The sequence below is a fragment of the Modestobacter sp. SYSU DS0875 genome, assembly GCF_054050915.1.
On record NZ_JBJHAH010000048.1, the window covers coordinates 1 to 14,494 of the forward strand.

General features: G+C 74.8%; 18 protein-coding genes. 6 read left to right on the forward strand and 12 right to left on the reverse strand.

The features are described from left to right. Nucleotides 1-215 precede the first annotated feature (215 nt). From ACI79Y_RS19140 to prfB, 5 genes are all read right to left on the reverse strand, one after another. Nucleotides 216-1,139: an NADP-dependent oxidoreductase gene (locus ACI79Y_RS19140; RefSeq protein WP_457160020.1), complete on the reverse strand. Its 924-nt coding sequence runs from the start codon at nt 1,137-1,139 to the stop codon at nt 216-218. Next, nucleotides 1,136-1,612, reverse strand: coding sequence for an SsrA-binding protein SmpB (gene smpB, locus ACI79Y_RS19145; protein WP_457066169.1), 477 nt, complete (start codon nt 1,610-1,612; stop codon nt 1,136-1,138). The genes ACI79Y_RS19140 and smpB overlap by 4 nt, the downstream gene beginning before the upstream one ends. A gap of 84 nt (nt 1,613-1,696) precedes the next feature. After that, entirely contained in the window at nt 1,697-2,581 is an 885-nt protein-coding gene (gene ftsX / locus ACI79Y_RS19150; protein ID WP_457160021.1) for a permease-like cell division protein FtsX, read from the reverse strand. 51 nt (nt 2,582-2,632) lie between these two features. After that, on the reverse strand, nt 2,633-3,322 hold the full coding sequence (gene ftsE / locus ACI79Y_RS19155) for a cell division ATP-binding protein FtsE (protein WP_457084487.1): 690 nt from the start codon (nt 3,320-3,322) through the stop codon (nt 2,633-2,635). A gap of 112 nt (nt 3,323-3,434) precedes the next feature. After that, complete coding sequence (gene prfB / locus ACI79Y_RS19160; RefSeq protein WP_457160022.1) at nt 3,435-4,544, reverse strand: peptide chain release factor 2; 1,110 nt, start codon at nt 4,542-4,544, stop codon at nt 3,435-3,437. Nucleotides 4,545-4,590: 46 nt separating this feature from the next. On the opposite strand from prfB, the gene ACI79Y_RS19165 reads away from it, so the two are divergent. Beyond that, nucleotides 4,591-4,881, forward strand: a complete 291-nt coding sequence (locus ACI79Y_RS19165) for a DUF6343 family protein (protein WP_457160023.1) — start codon at nt 4,591-4,593, stop codon at nt 4,879-4,881. Between the two features lie 9 nt (nt 4,882-4,890). Here the strand turns inward: ACI79Y_RS19165 and ACI79Y_RS19170 are convergent, their stop codons facing one another. Beyond that, nucleotides 4,891-6,663 (reverse strand): putative bifunctional diguanylate cyclase/phosphodiesterase, encoded by a 1,773-nt coding sequence (locus ACI79Y_RS19170; protein WP_457160024.1) that lies wholly within the window; start codon nt 6,661-6,663, stop codon nt 4,891-4,893. A gap of 185 nt (nt 6,664-6,848) precedes the next feature. On the opposite strand from ACI79Y_RS19170, the gene ACI79Y_RS19175 reads away from it, so the two are divergent. Both ACI79Y_RS19175 and ACI79Y_RS19180 read left to right on the forward strand, forming a co-directional pair. Continuing rightward, nucleotides 6,849-7,085: a hypothetical protein gene (locus ACI79Y_RS19175; protein WP_457084495.1), complete on the forward strand. Its 237-nt coding sequence runs from the start codon at nt 6,849-6,851 to the stop codon at nt 7,083-7,085. A 247-nt stretch (nt 7,086-7,332) separates the two neighbouring features. Further along, nucleotides 7,333-7,563 carry a hypothetical protein gene (locus ACI79Y_RS19180; RefSeq protein WP_457160025.1) on the forward strand — a complete coding sequence of 77 codons (231 nt, stop codon included), beginning with the start codon at nt 7,333-7,335 and terminating at the stop codon, nt 7,561-7,563. A 27-nt stretch (nt 7,564-7,590) separates the two neighbouring features. Here the strand turns inward: ACI79Y_RS19180 and ACI79Y_RS19185 are convergent, their stop codons facing one another. The 4 genes from ACI79Y_RS19185 to ACI79Y_RS19200 all read right to left on the reverse strand — a co-directional run bounded on the left by ACI79Y_RS19185 (nt 7,591) and on the right by ACI79Y_RS19200 (nt 11,430). Further along, complete coding sequence (locus ACI79Y_RS19185; RefSeq protein WP_457160026.1) at nt 7,591-7,803, reverse strand: hypothetical protein; 213 nt, start codon at nt 7,801-7,803, stop codon at nt 7,591-7,593. Between the two features lie 124 nt (nt 7,804-7,927). After that, complete coding sequence (locus ACI79Y_RS19190) at nt 7,928-10,441, reverse strand: ABC transporter permease (protein WP_457160027.1); 2,514 nt, start codon at nt 10,439-10,441, stop codon at nt 7,928-7,930. 3 nt (nt 10,442-10,444) lie between these two features. Further along, nucleotides 10,445-11,209, reverse strand: coding sequence for an ABC transporter ATP-binding protein (locus tag ACI79Y_RS19195; protein ID WP_457160028.1), 765 nt, complete (start codon nt 11,207-11,209; stop codon nt 10,445-10,447). Further along, a complete protein-coding gene (locus tag ACI79Y_RS19200; RefSeq protein ID WP_457160029.1) occupies nt 11,206-11,430 on the reverse strand; it encodes a hypothetical protein in 225 nt (74 codons plus the stop codon). Before ACI79Y_RS19200 ends, ACI79Y_RS19195 begins: the two co-directional genes overlap by 4 nt. 153 nt (nt 11,431-11,583) lie before the next feature. Here ACI79Y_RS19200 and ACI79Y_RS19205 point away from each other — a divergent pair, with 153 nt between their 5' ends. Both ACI79Y_RS19205 and ACI79Y_RS19210 read left to right on the forward strand, forming a co-directional pair. After that, nucleotides 11,584-12,843, forward strand: a complete 1,260-nt coding sequence (locus ACI79Y_RS19205) for a sensor histidine kinase (RefSeq protein WP_457160030.1) — start codon at nt 11,584-11,586, stop codon at nt 12,841-12,843. Continuing rightward, nucleotides 12,831-13,484 (forward strand): response regulator, encoded by a 654-nt coding sequence (locus ACI79Y_RS19210; protein ID WP_457160031.1) that lies wholly within the window; start codon nt 12,831-12,833, stop codon nt 13,482-13,484. Before ACI79Y_RS19205 ends, ACI79Y_RS19210 begins: the two co-directional genes overlap by 13 nt. Before the next feature lie 3 nt (nt 13,485-13,487). On the opposite strand, the gene ACI79Y_RS19215 is transcribed toward ACI79Y_RS19210, so the two are convergent. Beyond that, on the reverse strand, nt 13,488-13,772 hold the full coding sequence (locus ACI79Y_RS19215) for a hypothetical protein (RefSeq protein ID WP_457139648.1): 285 nt from the start codon (nt 13,770-13,772) through the stop codon (nt 13,488-13,490). 199 nt (nt 13,773-13,971) lie between these two features. Here ACI79Y_RS19215 and ACI79Y_RS19220 point away from each other — a divergent pair, with 199 nt between their 5' ends. After that, on the forward strand, nt 13,972-14,202 hold the full coding sequence (locus tag ACI79Y_RS19220; protein ID WP_457160032.1) for a hypothetical protein: 231 nt from the start codon (nt 13,972-13,974) through the stop codon (nt 14,200-14,202). Nucleotides 14,203-14,231: 29 nt separating this feature from the next. Here ACI79Y_RS19220 and ACI79Y_RS19225 read toward each other — a convergent pair. Next, on the reverse strand, nt 14,232-14,494 hold a 263-nt coding region (locus ACI79Y_RS19225; RefSeq protein WP_457160033.1), incomplete at its 5' end, for an LGFP repeat-containing protein.

Here is a 14,494-nt window from a genome sequence, read left to right on the forward strand (position 1 = left end):
CCCCCCCCCCCCCCCCCCCCCCCCCCCCCCCCCCCCCCCCCCCCCCCCCCCCCCCCCCCCCCCCCCCCCCCCCCCCCCCCCCCCCCCCCCCCCCCCCCCCCCCCCCCCCCCCCCCCACGACTGTGCGGGAGGTGGGTGGGCGCGTCGGCTCCGCCGGCGCCGGCGCTGCGCTCCTCGGTCGCTGGTGCTCCCTGGCGATGCTCGCCCCGTCGTCGTCAGCGCAGGGTGACGACGACCTTGCCGCGCACGTGCCCGCCGGCCACCAGCTCCTGAGCCTGCGCGGTCTGCTCCAGCGGGAACGCCTTGGCGATCGCCACCCGCAGCTGCCCGGCGTCGGCCATCCGGCCGAGCTCCTCCAGGTCGTGCCGCTCCGGCCGGACGAAGACGTACCGGCCGCCCATCTCGTTGACCGCGGGGTCGACGACGCTGGCGATCCGGGACACGTCGCGCACCTGCTTCGGCGCATCAGCGAGCGCGTCCCCGCCGTTGAGGTCCAGGACGGCGTCGACCGGCTCGGTGAGCTGCTCGCTGATCGGGCCGGCCGAGTAGTCGAGCACCTCCGCGGCCCCGGCGTCACGCAGGAAGCCGTGGTTGCGCGGGCTGGCCGTGCCGATCACGTGCGCGCCGAGAGCCGCGGCGATCTGCACGGCGAAGAAGCCCACGCCGCCGGCGGCCCGGTGCACCAGCACCCGGTCGCCCTCGCCCACGGCCAGCGCCTCGGTGAGCGCCTGGTAGGCGGTCAGCCCGGCCAGCGGCAGCGCCCCGGCCTCGGCGAAGGAGAGCGAGGAGGGCTTGTGCGCGAGGCACCGCTGCGGGGCGGGGACCAGCTCGGCCATCGTCCCCCACTGCACCTCGTCGCGGCGCAGGTAGCCGAACACCTCGTCGCCGGGTGCGAAGTCGACGATCGCCGGGCCGACGGCCTCGACCGTCCCGGCCAGGTCCCAGCCGGGGACGATCGGGAAGTGGTGCGGGAAGAACCCGGCCAGGCCGCCGGCGCGGATGCCGATGTCGACCGGGTTGACCCCGGCGGCGTGCGTGCGGACCAGCACGGTGTCCGGTCCCACCGGCGGCTCGGGCAGGTCGTCGCGCAGCTGCAGCACGTCGACGTCCCCGAAGCGGTCGTAGGCGATCCCTCTCACCGGCGTCCCTTCACGTAGCGCCCGAAGGCCCGTTCCATCTCCCGGCGCGAGTCGCGCTCGGCGAGGTCCTGCCGCTTGTCGTAGGACTTCTTGCCCTTCGCCAGCGCGAGGGTGGCCTTGACCTTGCCGTCCTTGAAGTACAGGTCCAGCGGGACGAGCGTCAGCCCGCCCTCCTTGGTCTTGCCGATCAGCTTCTCGATCTCGGCGCGGTGCATGAGGATCTTCCGCTTGCGGCGCGGGGTGTGGTTGGTCCACGTGCCCTCGGTGTACTCCGGGATGTGCACGTGCTGCAGCCACACCTCGCCGTCGTCGACAGAGGCGAAGCCGTCGACGAGCGAGGCACGGCCGGCCCGCAGGCTCTTCACCTCGGTGCCGGTGAGCACCAGGCCCACCTCGTAGGTGTCGAGGATCGAGTAGTCGTGCCGCGCCTTCTTGTTCTGGGCGATGAGCTTGCGCCCCTGTTCCCGCGGCATGCCCACCAGTCTACGAAGCGGCCGCAAACGATCACGGCACCGCGACCCGGAGGGGTCACGGCGCCGTGGTCGTTCGTCCGGGCGCTAGAGCCGCACGTACAGCCGCAGGGTGACGTATGCGGCGATCGCGGCCAGGCCGACGCCGGCCGCGGCGATGATCGGCGAGATCGCGGCGATCGCCGACCAGTCGACCGGTGGGATGATCCCGGCCTTGATCGGGCCGGCCAGCGTCTTGTCGACGAAGAGGATCTTCGTGAGCACCAGGCCGCCGATCGCCAGCCCCGCGCCGATGAGGCCGGCGAGCGCCGCCTCCAGGATGAACGGCAGCTGGGTGTACCAGCGCGAGGCGCCGACCAGCCGCATGATGTTGGTCTCGTTGCGCCGGTTGAACGCGGCCAGCTGGATCGTGTTCGAGATCAGCAGCAGCGCCGCGAGCGCCTGGACCACCGCCACCGCGATGGTGGCGTTGCGCGCCCCGTTGAGCAGGCTGAAGAGCCGGTCGAGGAAGTCGCCCTCGTCGCGGACGTCCTCGACGCCGTTCTGCCCGACCGGGAACTGCTCGGCGATGACCTGGTAGCGCTCGGGGTTGACGAGCTCGACCCGGAAGCTCTCCGGGAGCGCGTCCTCCGGGGTGTTGGCGATCAGCGCCGGCTGCTCCTGGAACTGCTGGGTGAAGCGCTGGTAGGCCTCGGCCTTCGACTCGTAGATGAAGGTGGCCACCTCCGGCGAGTTCGCGAGGGTGGCGGCGATCGAGTCGCGCTGCTCCTCGGTGACGTCGTCGGTGAGGTAGATCGAGACCTGCACCTTGTCGTAGTAGATCTCGCGCATGTCGCTGATCATGTTGGCGATCAGCAGGCCGGTGCCCATGAGCCCGAGCGAGATCCCCGTGGTCAGGATCATGGCCACCGTCATGGTGAGGTTCCGGCGCAGCCCGGCGGCCACCTCGGAGAGGACGAAGTTGACGCGCATCAGTTCCCTGTCGTGTCGTTCAGCTGCACGGCGGGCTCGGCGGCCCGCACCTCAGCGGCCAACGCCGTAGACGCCACGAGACTGGTCGCGGGAGAGGACCCCGTCGTTCAGCTCGATCACGCGCCGCCGCATGGAGTCGACGATGTGGTAGTCGTGCGTGGCCATCACCACGGTGGTGCCGGTGCGGTTGATCCGCTCCAGCAGCAGCATGATGTCCTGGCTGGTCTCCGGGTCCAGGTTCCCGGTGGGCTCGTCGGCCAGCAGCACCAGCGGCCGGTTCACGAACGCGCGGGCGATGGCCACCCGCTGCTGCTCGCCACCGGAGAGCTCGTTGGGCAGCCGGTTCTCCTTGCCGTCCAGGCCGACCATCTCCAGCACCTCGGGCACGACCCGCTTGATGGTGCGCTGCGGCTTGTTGATCACCTCGAGGGCAAAGGCGACGTTCTCGGCGACCGTCTTGTTGCGCAGCAGCCGGAAGTCCTGGAAGACGCAGCCCATGGTGCGGCGGAGCTTGGGCACCTGCCACTTGCTCATGGTGCTCAGGTTCTTGTCGTTGACCTTGATGACGCCCTTGGTCGGGCTGTCCTCCTTCAGCAGCAGCCGGAGGAAGGTCGACTTGCCCGAACCCGAGGACCCGATGAGGAAGACGAACTCGCCCTTGTCGATCTGCATCGAGACGTCATCCAGAGCCGGCCGGGGGCTGGTCGGGTAGATCTTGGTGACGTGTTGCAATTCGATCACGAGGCGCCACGGTACCTGCCCCGCGCCGGACGATGACCCGTTCGCCCGGCGCGCCCCGCAAGTCTGTGCGTCGGCCGTGCGGGAGCCCAGCGGACCCCCGGGACGTCGGGCCTCAGGCGGCCTCGGCGTCCTGCCGTCGCCGCCAGCGGATGCCGGCCTCGATGAAGGTGTCGATGTCGCCGTCCAGCACCGACGCCGGGTTGCCGGTCTCCACCTCGGTCCGCAGGTCCTTGACCATCTGGTATGGGTGCAGCACGTAGGAGCGCATCTGGTTGCCCCAGCTGCTCCCCTCCCCCTTGAGCGCGTCCATCTCGGCGCGCTGCTCCTGCTGGCGGACGACGAGCAGCCGGGCCTGCAGCACCCGCAGCGCCGCGGCCCGGTTCTGGATCTGGGACTTCTCGTTCTGGCAGGAGACGACGATGCCGGTCGGGATGTGGGTCATCCGGACGGCGGAGTCGGTGGTGTTGACGCTCTGCCCACCGGGGCCGGAGGAGCGGAAGACGTCGACCCGGATCTCGTTCTCGGGGATGTCGACGTGGTCGGTCTGCTCGACGACGGGCAGCACCTCGACCCCGGCGAAGGAGGTCTGCCGGCGGCCCTGGTTGTCGAAGGGCGAGATGCGCACCAGCCGGTGGGTGCCCTGCTCGACCGAGAGGGTGCCGTAGGCGTAGGGCTGCTTGACCGCGAAGGTCGCCGACTTGATGCCGGCCTCCTCCGCGTAGGAGACGTCGTAGACCTCGGTCGGGTACTTGTGCCGCTCCGCCCAGCGCAGGTACATGCGCAGCAGCATCTCGGCGAAGTCGGCGGCGTCCACGCCCCCGGCCTCGGAACGGATGGTCACCAGCGCCTCGCGGGAGTCGTACTCGCCCGACAGCAGGGTGCGCACCTCCAGCTCCTCGATGGCGGTGCGGATGCTGGTCAGCTCGCGCTCGGCCTCGGCGGTGGTGGCGGGATCGTCCTCCTCCGCGGCCATCTCGTGCAGCACCGCGACGTCGTCCAGACGGCTGCGCAGCTCCTCGACCCGGCGCAGGTCGCCCTGCAGGTAGGAGAGCTTGGAGGTCAGCGCCTGCGCCGCCTCGACGTCGTTCCAGAGGTCCGGGGCGGCGGCCTGCTCCTCCAGTTCGGCGACCTGCTTGCGGAGGTCGTCGACGCGCAGCACGGCCTCGATCGACGCGAGGGTCGTGTTCAGTTCGTCCAGGACGACGGAGAAGTCAGCGGCCACGTCGATCGAGGGTAGTGCGCCCGGCGCCCGGGTACCTGCACCCGGCATGAGCGAACCCCACAAGGACCGGAGCCGGACGGAGTACGAACAGGGACTGCCCGACCACCACGACCCGACCGCGGGCATCGGCGGGGCCGCCCCCGCCCGGAGCGCGCTGACGCTGCGGCTGGTGCTCGCCGCCTTCGGCCTGGTGATCTGCACGGTGTTCGGGATCATCGCGCTGAACATCGACCAGCTGCCGGTGGTCTTCCCGATCGTGCTGTTCGTGCTGGCCGCCGTCGCGCTGGTCGACCTGGTGGTGGTGGCGCGCCGCAAGCTGCGCGGCGAGCCGGGCTGAGCCCGGCGGTCAGCCCCGCGGCAGGTGCTCGGCACCGCGGCCGGCCACCCGCCGGCGCAGCCACGCGGTGAGGTCGTCGGCGGGCATCGGGTGCCCGATGTGGAAGCCCTGGGCGTAGGTGCAGCCCAGCTCGGTGACGAGCGCGAGCTGGTCCGCGGTCTCCACGCCCTCGGCCAGGCTCTGCATCCCGCAGGCCGAGGCCAGGCCGACGACGGCGGCGATCGCCGCGGCCGACTCGCTGCGGCGCACCCGGGTGCCGGCGATCAGGCTCCGGTCGAGCTTGAGCAGCCCGGCGGGGATGGAGACCAGCTGGCTGAGCGAGGAGAAGCCGCTGCCGAAGTCGTCGATGGAGACCTCGACGCCGGCGACCCGCAGCTGGGCGAACTGCGCGGCGGCGCGCAGCGGGTCCTCGGCGACGCTGGTCTCGGTGAGCTCCAGCAGGAGCCGCTCCGGCGGCAGCCCGGCGGCGGTCAGCGCGTCGTCGACGTCGGCGACCAGCGTGCCGGTGGCGAAGTGCGCGGCGCTGATGTTGACCCCGGTGACCAGCGGCAGGCCGAGCCGGTCCCAGGCGACGGCCTGCCGGGTGGCCTCGGCCAGCACCCACTGGGTCAGCCGCACCACCACCCCGTTGTGCTCGGCGGCGGGGACGAACTCCGCCGGCATGAGCAGGCCCCGCTCGGGGTGCTGCCAGCGGACCAGCGCCTCCACGCTCTTGACCTCACCGCTGGGCAGGTGCAGCACCGGCTGGTAGTGCAGCACCAGCTGCCCGGCGTCGATGGCCTCGCGCAGCTCGCCGGCGACCAGCACCTTCTGCCGGACCGCCGAGCGCAGCTCGGGGGTGAAGACCCGGACGCGGTCGCGGCCGCCGGCCTTGGCCGCGTACATGGCCAGGTCTGCGTCGCGGACCAGGTCGGTGGAGCGCACGTCCTCGTTGCCGGCGGTGGCGATGCCGATGCTCACGCTGAGTCCGGTGATCCGCTCCCCCGCCAGCTGGAAGGGCTCGTCGAAAGTGCGCCGGAAGCGCTCGGCGAGGGTGAGGGCGCCGTCGACGTCGCAGTCCCGGCAGAGCACGACGAACTCGTCGCCGCCGAGGCGGCCGACGGTGTCCTCCGCCCGGGTGCGCCCGGTGAGCCGGGCCGACAGCTGCCGCAGCAGGTGGTCGCCGACCTCGTGGCCGAGGGTGTCGTTGACGTCCTTGAAGCCGTCGACGTCGAGGAAGAGCACGGTGACCGGGCCGCGGTCGGGCCGGGCGAGCTCGGCGGTGATGAGCTCGTGCAGGTGGGCCCGGTTGGGCAGCTCGGTGAGGTGGTCGTGGCGGGCCTGCCAGGCGGAGTCGCGCTCGGCACGGACCCGGGAGGTGACGTCGGTGTGGGTGACCACCACCCGGCCGGCCTGATCGGCCCGGGCGGCCTGCAGGTGGTACCAGCGGACCCCCGCGGGGGTGGGCAGCGCGTAGTCGGTGGCGACGGTCTCCCGCCGGCCCTCCGACAGCGCGGTGAGCTCGGCGACCCGCCGCCGGTTCCGGGCGTCGTCGCTGAGGCCGAGGATCAGCTGGAAGTAGTTGCCCCCGACCCCGATGCGCAGCTCCTCGACGCCGAGCACGTCGGCGACGTCGGTCCAGCCGGAGTTGGCCAGCAGGATGGTCCCGTCGGTGTCGATGAGGACCGTGGGCGAGGGCAGGGCGTCGAGCACGCCGGCGAGCAGGCCGGCCTCCAGCTGGCCGTCGTGGCGGCGTTCGTGCACGTCGGCGGGGAGGAGCGAGACCCTGGTCGCTGGGGGCACGTGCACCTCCGGGCTGCGGGTCGTCGGGCGCCGCGGATCCGGTCCCGGTGTCATCGAGACCATCGGCGCCACCGTTCCGAGCATGAAGCACGTCGTGCCGACACGCCCGCAAAGAGTGACCGACGACGCGCCCGGGCGGCGTCCCCGCGTGTACCCGGGCGCCGCCACCGGGTAGGGGTCGCGACATGAGTGGATCGACGACGATCGAGCTCGGTGGCGAGGAGTACCTGGTGCACCGCGACGGCGACGTGCTCCGGCTGGGTCGCCAGGTGGGTGGGGACACCGTCTGGCTGGACGACCTCGAGGTCAGCCGGCTGCCGGGGCCGGCGCGGGAGGCGCTGGACCGGGGCGAGCACACCGACCAGACGCTGCAGACGGCGCTGCTGGGCGTCGTGCGGGCGGAGGTCGACCGCGGCGGCTGAGCCCGGCGGTGGATTGCGGCTTCCTTGCGGATCGCTGGAGGCGCCCGTGCGGTCGGCCTCGCAGGGTCGGGGCATGGACCTCGCCACCGCCCGCGCCCTGCTCGCCGAGCTCGAACTGCACGAGGTCGAGGACCTCGACGACGCGTGGTTCGAGGCCGAGCTGGCCGAGCTGCTGCCCACCGCCTGAGCCACCTCCCCACGTACCGTTCCGAGGACCACCGGCGTTCCTCGCCCTGGAGGCACCACGATGACCGTGCTGTACCGCTGCGACCAGTGCGGGGCCCAGTCTCCCGCAGAGTCCGCCGTGGGGTGGGTGGAGGTGCGCGCGCTGGGGGGTCACCCACTGGTCGAGCCCCTGCCCACCCAGCTGTGCCGACTGTGCTGGGCGCACGCCACCGCCGGACCACCGCGGCCGGGCCCGGACCCGGATGCGCCGCAGCTCAGCGAGCACAGCCAGAACCGCGACCTCGGCCAGTGACCGGCCGGGAGTGCCCGCGCGGGTGACTCAGTGCGGGTAGCCGTCCCCGCCGGCCAGGGCCGTCAGCGCGACCATCGCCGCGAAGACCAGCACGGCCGCGACCAGCACGCCCGCGACGAGCATCCAGCCGCGGTCCTCCAGCCCCGGCTCCTCCGTCGCGGGCTGCGCCGCCGGCTGGTGGACCGGCTGTTCGGCCGGCTGCTCCGCCGTGGCGGGACGCTGCTCGGTGTCGACGCTCATGACCACTCCCTGTGCGAGGTGGGCGCCGGGCGGCGCCCACCTCCCATGCTCGGCACGGCGCGGCCGCGGGGGCAGGGCCGAGGGTCCCCGTCCCCGGGCCGGAGGACCCTGCTGTCGGCTGGGGTCAGGTGGCCCGGGCCAGCGTCTCGGCCGGCCCGGTGCGCAGCGCCAGCCGGGTCGGCACCTCGATGGCGGCCAGCGCGACCACGACGACGACGGCGGCGGTCACCGGCAGCAGCCACCAGGGTCCGGCCGGCCAGGGGTGGCCGAGGAAGCCGATGCCGAGCAGCGCCAGCGGGACGGCCGACACCAGCACGCCCGCCGCGACGGCGGCGAGCGCGACCAGCCCGGCCTCCCGGCGCATCATCGCCCGCACCTGCGCGGGCGTGGTGCCGGTCAGCCGGAGCGCGGCGAGCTCGTCGCGGCGCTGGGCGGTGGCGGCGACCAGCGCGTTGGCGATGCCCAGCAGCACGTAGCCCAGCAGCACCCCGAGGACGGCCACGTTCAGCCACACCTCCGGTGGCACGCCCTGCCCGGTGCCGGCTGCCGCGTCGTCCAGCACGACGCCGGGGCGCGCACCGGCCAGCGCCGCGAGCCGGTCGGCGGTCGCCGGGCTGCCGTCGGTGCGCACCAGCACCTGGTCGGCCAGGCCGGTGGTGCGGTGCCCGGCGACCAGGTCCGCCGACAGCGCGAGCCCGCCGAACCCGAGGTCGCGGTCGTAGACGGCGACCACCCGGGCCTCGACGTCCGTGCCGTCGCCGAGCATCAGTGGCAGCTCCTCACCCACCTCGGCCACACCGCGGCCGACGGCGACGGTCTCGTCCCGCAGGTCGGCCAGGTCACCGTCCCGGACGCCCAGGTCGAGCACCCCGGCGGCGTCCGGGGTGAGCACGAGCGCGGACTCGGGCTCGACGGTCACGTCGCCCAGCAGGCGGGTGCTGAACAGGACGGTGGTCGCGCTCACCGGCGCCGCGGCCTCCACCCCGGGCACGGCCGCCACCGAAGCGGCGAGGTCCGCGGGCACCCCGCCCAGGGCCGGTGCGACGACGGCGGTGTCGGCCCGGGTGCCGGCCTCGGCCTGCTGCCCGGCCGCCCCGCTCACGGTGGTCTGGGAGAAGGCGTAGGTCAGCGTGAAGACCACCGCCATCGCCAGCGTGGTGATCGCCCCGGCCGAGCGCAGCGCGTATCCGTGCAGGTTCGCCACCGCCAGCCAGCTCGGCGCCGACGTGCGCGCGGGCAGCAGCCGGACGACCCGGCCGGTGACCGCGCGCAGCAGCGCCGGCCCGGCCAGCGCCAGCCCGATGGCGGCGACGATGCCCGCCAGCGAGGTACCGGCCGCGCCGAGCACCGAGCGGTCCAGCAGCGGGGCCACCGCGAGCGGGACGGCGGCCGCGAGCAGCGCCAGCCCGGCGACGGTGCGGGTGCGCGACGGCGTCCTCGGCCCGGTGCGCGACTCCCCGAGCGCGGTGGTCACCGGCTCCCGGGAGACCCGCCAGGCGGCCGAGCGGGCGGCGACCTGGACGACGGCGAGCACCAGGAGCAGCGCCGCCAGCGCGGGCAGCGGGGAGACCGTCAGCGGCAGCTCGGCGGGCAGCATGTCCAGGTGCACGAGCAGCCGGCGGAGCTGGCCGGCCAGCAGGTACCCGAGCGCCAGCCCGGGGACGGCGGCGACGACGCCGACCAGGGAGGCCTGCGTGGCGACCAGCCGGCGCACCTGCCGGGGCGTGGTGCCGACGGCGCGCAGCAGGGCGAGCTCGCGGCGCTGGCCGGCGATGCCGACGCTCAGCGCCCCGGCGACGATGAAGCCGACCACCAGCAGCGGCACCCCGGCCAGCGAGCCGGCGAGCACGACCAGCAGCGAGCGGCCGGCGGCGGCCTCGGGCAGCACCAGCTCGCCGCGGGCGTCGCCGGTGGCCACCTCGAAGCCGTGCGGCTCCACCAGCCGGCGGGCGGCCGCGGCGACGTCGTCGGCGGTGCCGGGCTCGACCCGCAGGCCGATCAGGTCGACCGTGCCGGCCCGCGGACCGTCGCCGCGCAGCGTCGCGGCGACGTCGTCCGGGAGCAGCACCCCGGCGCCGGCCGGGGAGACGACGGCGGTGACCCGGACGTCGACCGGCCGGCCGCCGTCGACCACGACCTGGGCCGGGTCGCCGGGCGTGAGGCCGGCCGCGCCGGCGAGGTCGGCGCCCAGCGCCACCTGTCCGGGCCCGTCGGGGGCGGCGCCGGTGACCTCGGCGCCGGGCAGCAGGCCGATCGAGGACCAGCCGTGCCCGCCCTGCGCCGGGTCGGCGGCACCGACGACGGCGCCGTCGCCGGTCAGCAGCGCGGCCGGGAAGCTGACGTCGGTGGCGACGGAGGTGACCCCGGGCAGCTCGCCGAGCCGGCCGGCCAGGTCGGCGGGCAGGGGCGCGCGCTCCGGCAGCGCGATCGGCAGGTCCTCCGGCGGCTGCACGGTCTGGTCGGCGGCGACCAGGACGTCGGCCCCGGCGAGCCGGCCGGCGGACAGGTCCGACCGCAGCCCGGACTCCATCAGCACGCCGGTGCCGGTGACGACGGCGGCGGCCCCGAGCACCGCGCAGAAGACGGCGACGAGCGCGGCCAGCCGGCGGCGGGCCATCGCGGTGGCCAGGCTCAGCACGGCTCAGCCCTCCCCGAGCGCGACCAGGTGCGCGGCCAGGGCGGAGGCGGTCGGCCAGTCGAGGGTGTCGACGATCCGGCCGTCGGCCATGACCACGGTGCGGTCGGCCTCGGCGGCGGCGGCCGGGTCGTGGGTGACCATCACGACGGTCTGCTGCAGCTCGTCGACCAGCTCGCGCAGCAGCCCGAGGACGCCGGCGGCGCTGGCCCGGTCGAGGGCGCCGGTGGGCTCGTCGGCGAAGACGACGGCGGGCCGCGCGACCAGGGCCCGGGCGATCGCGGCCCGCTGCTGCTGCCCGCCGGAGAGCTCGGCCGGCCGGCGGTCCAGGTGCCCGCCCAGCCCGACCCGGTCCAGCAGGTACCGCACCCAGTCGCGGTCGAGCGGGGCACCGGCCAGCCGCAGCGGGAGGGTGACGTTGTCGGCGACGGTGAGCGCCGGCAGCAGGTTGTAGGACTGGAAGACGAAGCCGATCCGGCCCCGGCGCAGCTCGGTGCGGCGGGTCTCGTCCAGCCGGCCGATCTCCTCGCCGGCCAGCAGCACCTCGCCGCCGGTGGGGGTGTCCAGCCCCGCGGCGCAGTGCAGCAGCGTGCTCTTGCCCGAGCCGGAGGGGCCCATGACGGCGAGGAAGGTGCCGCGCGGCACGCTGAGGGAGACGTCGTCCAGCGCGCGGACGCCGTTGGGGTGCACCTTGCTCACCGAGCGGAGCACCACAGCCGGCTCCGGCAGCTCCGCTCGCCGGTCGCCGGTCGCGGTCGTGGGGGCGCTCATCGCCGGCGGAGGTGGTCGACGACGAGCGCGGCGACGCAGGCCGCGGTGACCAGGCCGAAGGCGATGTTGAGCGCCAGCGGCAGGACGCCGAGCGAGGCCAGGCTGTTGCCGGCGACGCTGAGCGCGAGCACCACCCACAGCAGGGTCCGCACGGGGTGGGCGTCGGTGCGGCGGGCCGGCGGGGCCTGCGGGTTGCCGTTGATGCGGTGAGGATCGGGCACGGGGTCCTCCTGTGGGTGTGGTGTCCCCGTCGAGGTTCGTCCGGCACGGGCTCGCTCTCGATCCCCTGACCTGGCCTCTTCCAGGTACAGCAGGCTGTACTCCTGGGTTGGTTCGCGTGACGTGGGGTCACCGGCGGACCTAGCGTCTGGGCCGTGCCGCACCCGTCGTCGTCCGCTCGCACCCGCTGGGGCGGTGGCCGGTCGGTGCTCGCCGCGCTCGAGCAGCTCGGCGGCGGCCTGGGGACGGCGCTGCTCGCGTTCTGCCTGCTGCTCTGGCTGGTCGTGGTGTCCGTGCTCTCGCTGGTCGGGGTCGGGCTGCTGCTCGTGCCCGGGGCGCTGCGGGCCGTGCGGTGGCTGGCCGACCGGGAACGCGCCAGGCTGAGCCGGTGGGGCCCGGACGTGCTGAGCCCCGAGCCGCTGCCGGCGTCGTCCCGGGCAGCGCTGGCCGATCCCGCCGTCCGGCGGGAGCTGGTCTGGGTGGCCGGGCACGGCACCGTCGGCCTGGTCTTCGACCTGGCGGGGATCGCGCTGCCGGTCTACGCCGTCCGGGACCTGACCTACCCGCTGTACTGGCGGGCGCTGGCGCCCGAGGAGTTCGGCTCGCCGTGGTGGTGGCCGGTGTCCGGCTGGGCCGACGCCGCGGCGGTGTCGTTGCTGGGGCTGGGCTTCGCGGCGCTCACGGTCGGTGCGACCCCGCTGATGGCCCGCTTCCAGCGCCGGGTGGTGGCCCGGCTGCTCGGCCCGCCCCCGGGCACCGACCTGACGCTGCGGGTGGCCGAGCTGACCGCCACCCGGGCCGCGGCGCTGGACGCGCACCTGGCGGAGCTGCGGCGGATCGAGCGGTCGCTGCACGACGGCACGCAGAACCGGCTGGTCGCGGTGACCGTGCTGCTGGGCGCGGCGCGGCGGTCACTGGACCGGGACCCGCCCGCGGCCGAGGAGCTGCTGGAGCGGGCGCAGGACGCCGCGGAGCAGGCGCTGGCCGAGCTGCGGTCCGTGGCGCGGGGCATCCTGCCGCCGGTGCTGGTCGACCGCGGGCTCGCCGGGGCGCTGAGCGGGCTGGCGGCGTCCAGCCCGGTGCCGTGCACGGTCGACGTCGACGTCCCGGGGCGCTGCGCGGCGTCGGTGGAGGCGACCGCGTGGTTCGTGGTGGCCGAGGCGCTGACCAACGTGGCCCGGCACAGCGGCGCGTCGTCCGTGCGGCTGACGGTGCGCCGGCACGGGGACCGGCTGGCGCTCGCGGTCACCGACGACGGGCACGGCGGCGCCGCGGAGGGCGGCGCCGTCGGGGGCGGGGGCTCCGGCCTGGCCGGGGTGCGCCGGCGGGTGGAGGCGCACGACGGGGTGTTCACGCTGACCAGCCCGCCGGGCGGGCCGACGACGCTGGAGGTGGAGCTGCCGTGCGGATCGTGATCGCCGAGGACGACGCGCTGCTGCGGGAGGGGCTGGCGCTGCTGCTGCGCGCGGAGTCCCTCGACGTGGTGGCCACCGCGGCGGAACCGGACGGGTTCCTGGCCGCGGTCGACGAGCACCGGCCGGACGTGGCGATCGTCGACGTCCGGATGCCGCCGACGCACACCGACGAGGGGGTGCGGGCCGCGGTCGAGGCGCGGCGCCGGCAGCCGGAGCTGGCGGTGCTGGTGCTCTCGGCGTACGTGGAGCAGGCGTTCGCCACCGAGCTGCTGGCCGGCGGGGCGCGGCGGCTGGGCTACCTGCTCAAGGAACGGGTGGGCCGGGTGGAGGAGTTCCTCGGCGCGCTGCACCGGGTGGCCGACGGCGGGACGGCGATCGACCCGGAGGTGGTCGCGCAGCTGCTCACCCGGTCCCGGCCGGACGCCGGGCTGGACCGGCTGAGCGCGCGCGAGCGGGAGGTGCTGGCGCTGATGGCCGAGGGGCTGGGGAACGCGGCGATCGCAGGCCGGCTGGTGGTCACCGACGGGGCGGTGCACAAGCACATCCGCAGCATCTTCGCCAAGCTCGACCTGCCGCCCACCGACGCCACCGACCGGCGGGTCAGCGCGGTGCTGCGCTACCTGGACGCCGTCCGGCGCTGAGCGTCAGCCGCCGAAGGAGGCCGTGCCGCCGGCCAGCGCGGTGAGCGCGATCATCAGGCCGAACGCGGCGAGGATGGCGGCCACGGCGGTGACCGGCACCAGCCAGCTGTGCTCCTGGAACAACCCGCGCGCGTTGGGCGCGTTCTTGTCACCGCCGCCCGCGTCCGACGTGTCGGTCGCGGCGTCCTGGGCGGTGATGAGGCGCTCGACGCTGGTCCGGCGTTCGGGGTCGTTCTGGTTGACCAGCGGCTGACCGTTGCGGGTGGAGACGCGGTGGGATCGGGTCATGGCGACCTCCTGGGAGGCGGTGGCGGGGCGGGGCGCGGCTCGGGCTGCCGGCGCTCCTACCCCGGCCGGCGACCGCTGACCCGTTCCGGATCGCGATCGGCCAATCTCGCCGTTGGCCGCGGGCTCGTGTGACGGACCATCGCGGGATCAACGTCTGGTCGACGTCAGATCGTCATGTTCGTCCGGCAGGCTGCTGCCCATGACGGCGAGCCTCTCCCTGATCGGCACCCAGCTCTCGGGCACCCACGTCGCCTCCGTGGCGCACGACCCGCGCAGCAGCAGCGCGCTGACCCACGCCGTCGCCGGGCCCGTCGTGGACGGCCTGGACCAGTCGGTCTGCGGCGTGCTGGTCTCCGCCGTCGCCGACCAGGACTGGCTCGCCTTCTCCGGCACCGACCGCTGCCCGGAGTGCACCCGCATCGCCGGGTGACCGACGGCGGGCGGGTCCGCGGTCGGGGATCAGTCCGCCAGCAGCACCTCGGTGTCGCCCGTGTCCCGGTTCCACACGATGGCCCCGCCCTGGAAGTCGCTGCGCAGTCCGTCCGCGACCTCGTACTGCCCGCTCACCGGGTAGCCCAGCGACCCCCGCTCCCACGCCAGCTCCGCCCAGCGAGCACGGATCGCGCCGCGGACCTCGTGCGCACCGGTGTCGGGGGTCCAGTAGATCGAGGAGCCGTCGCTGCCGGCGAAGTGGTTGTACCGGCCCACGCCGTCCGGGGTGG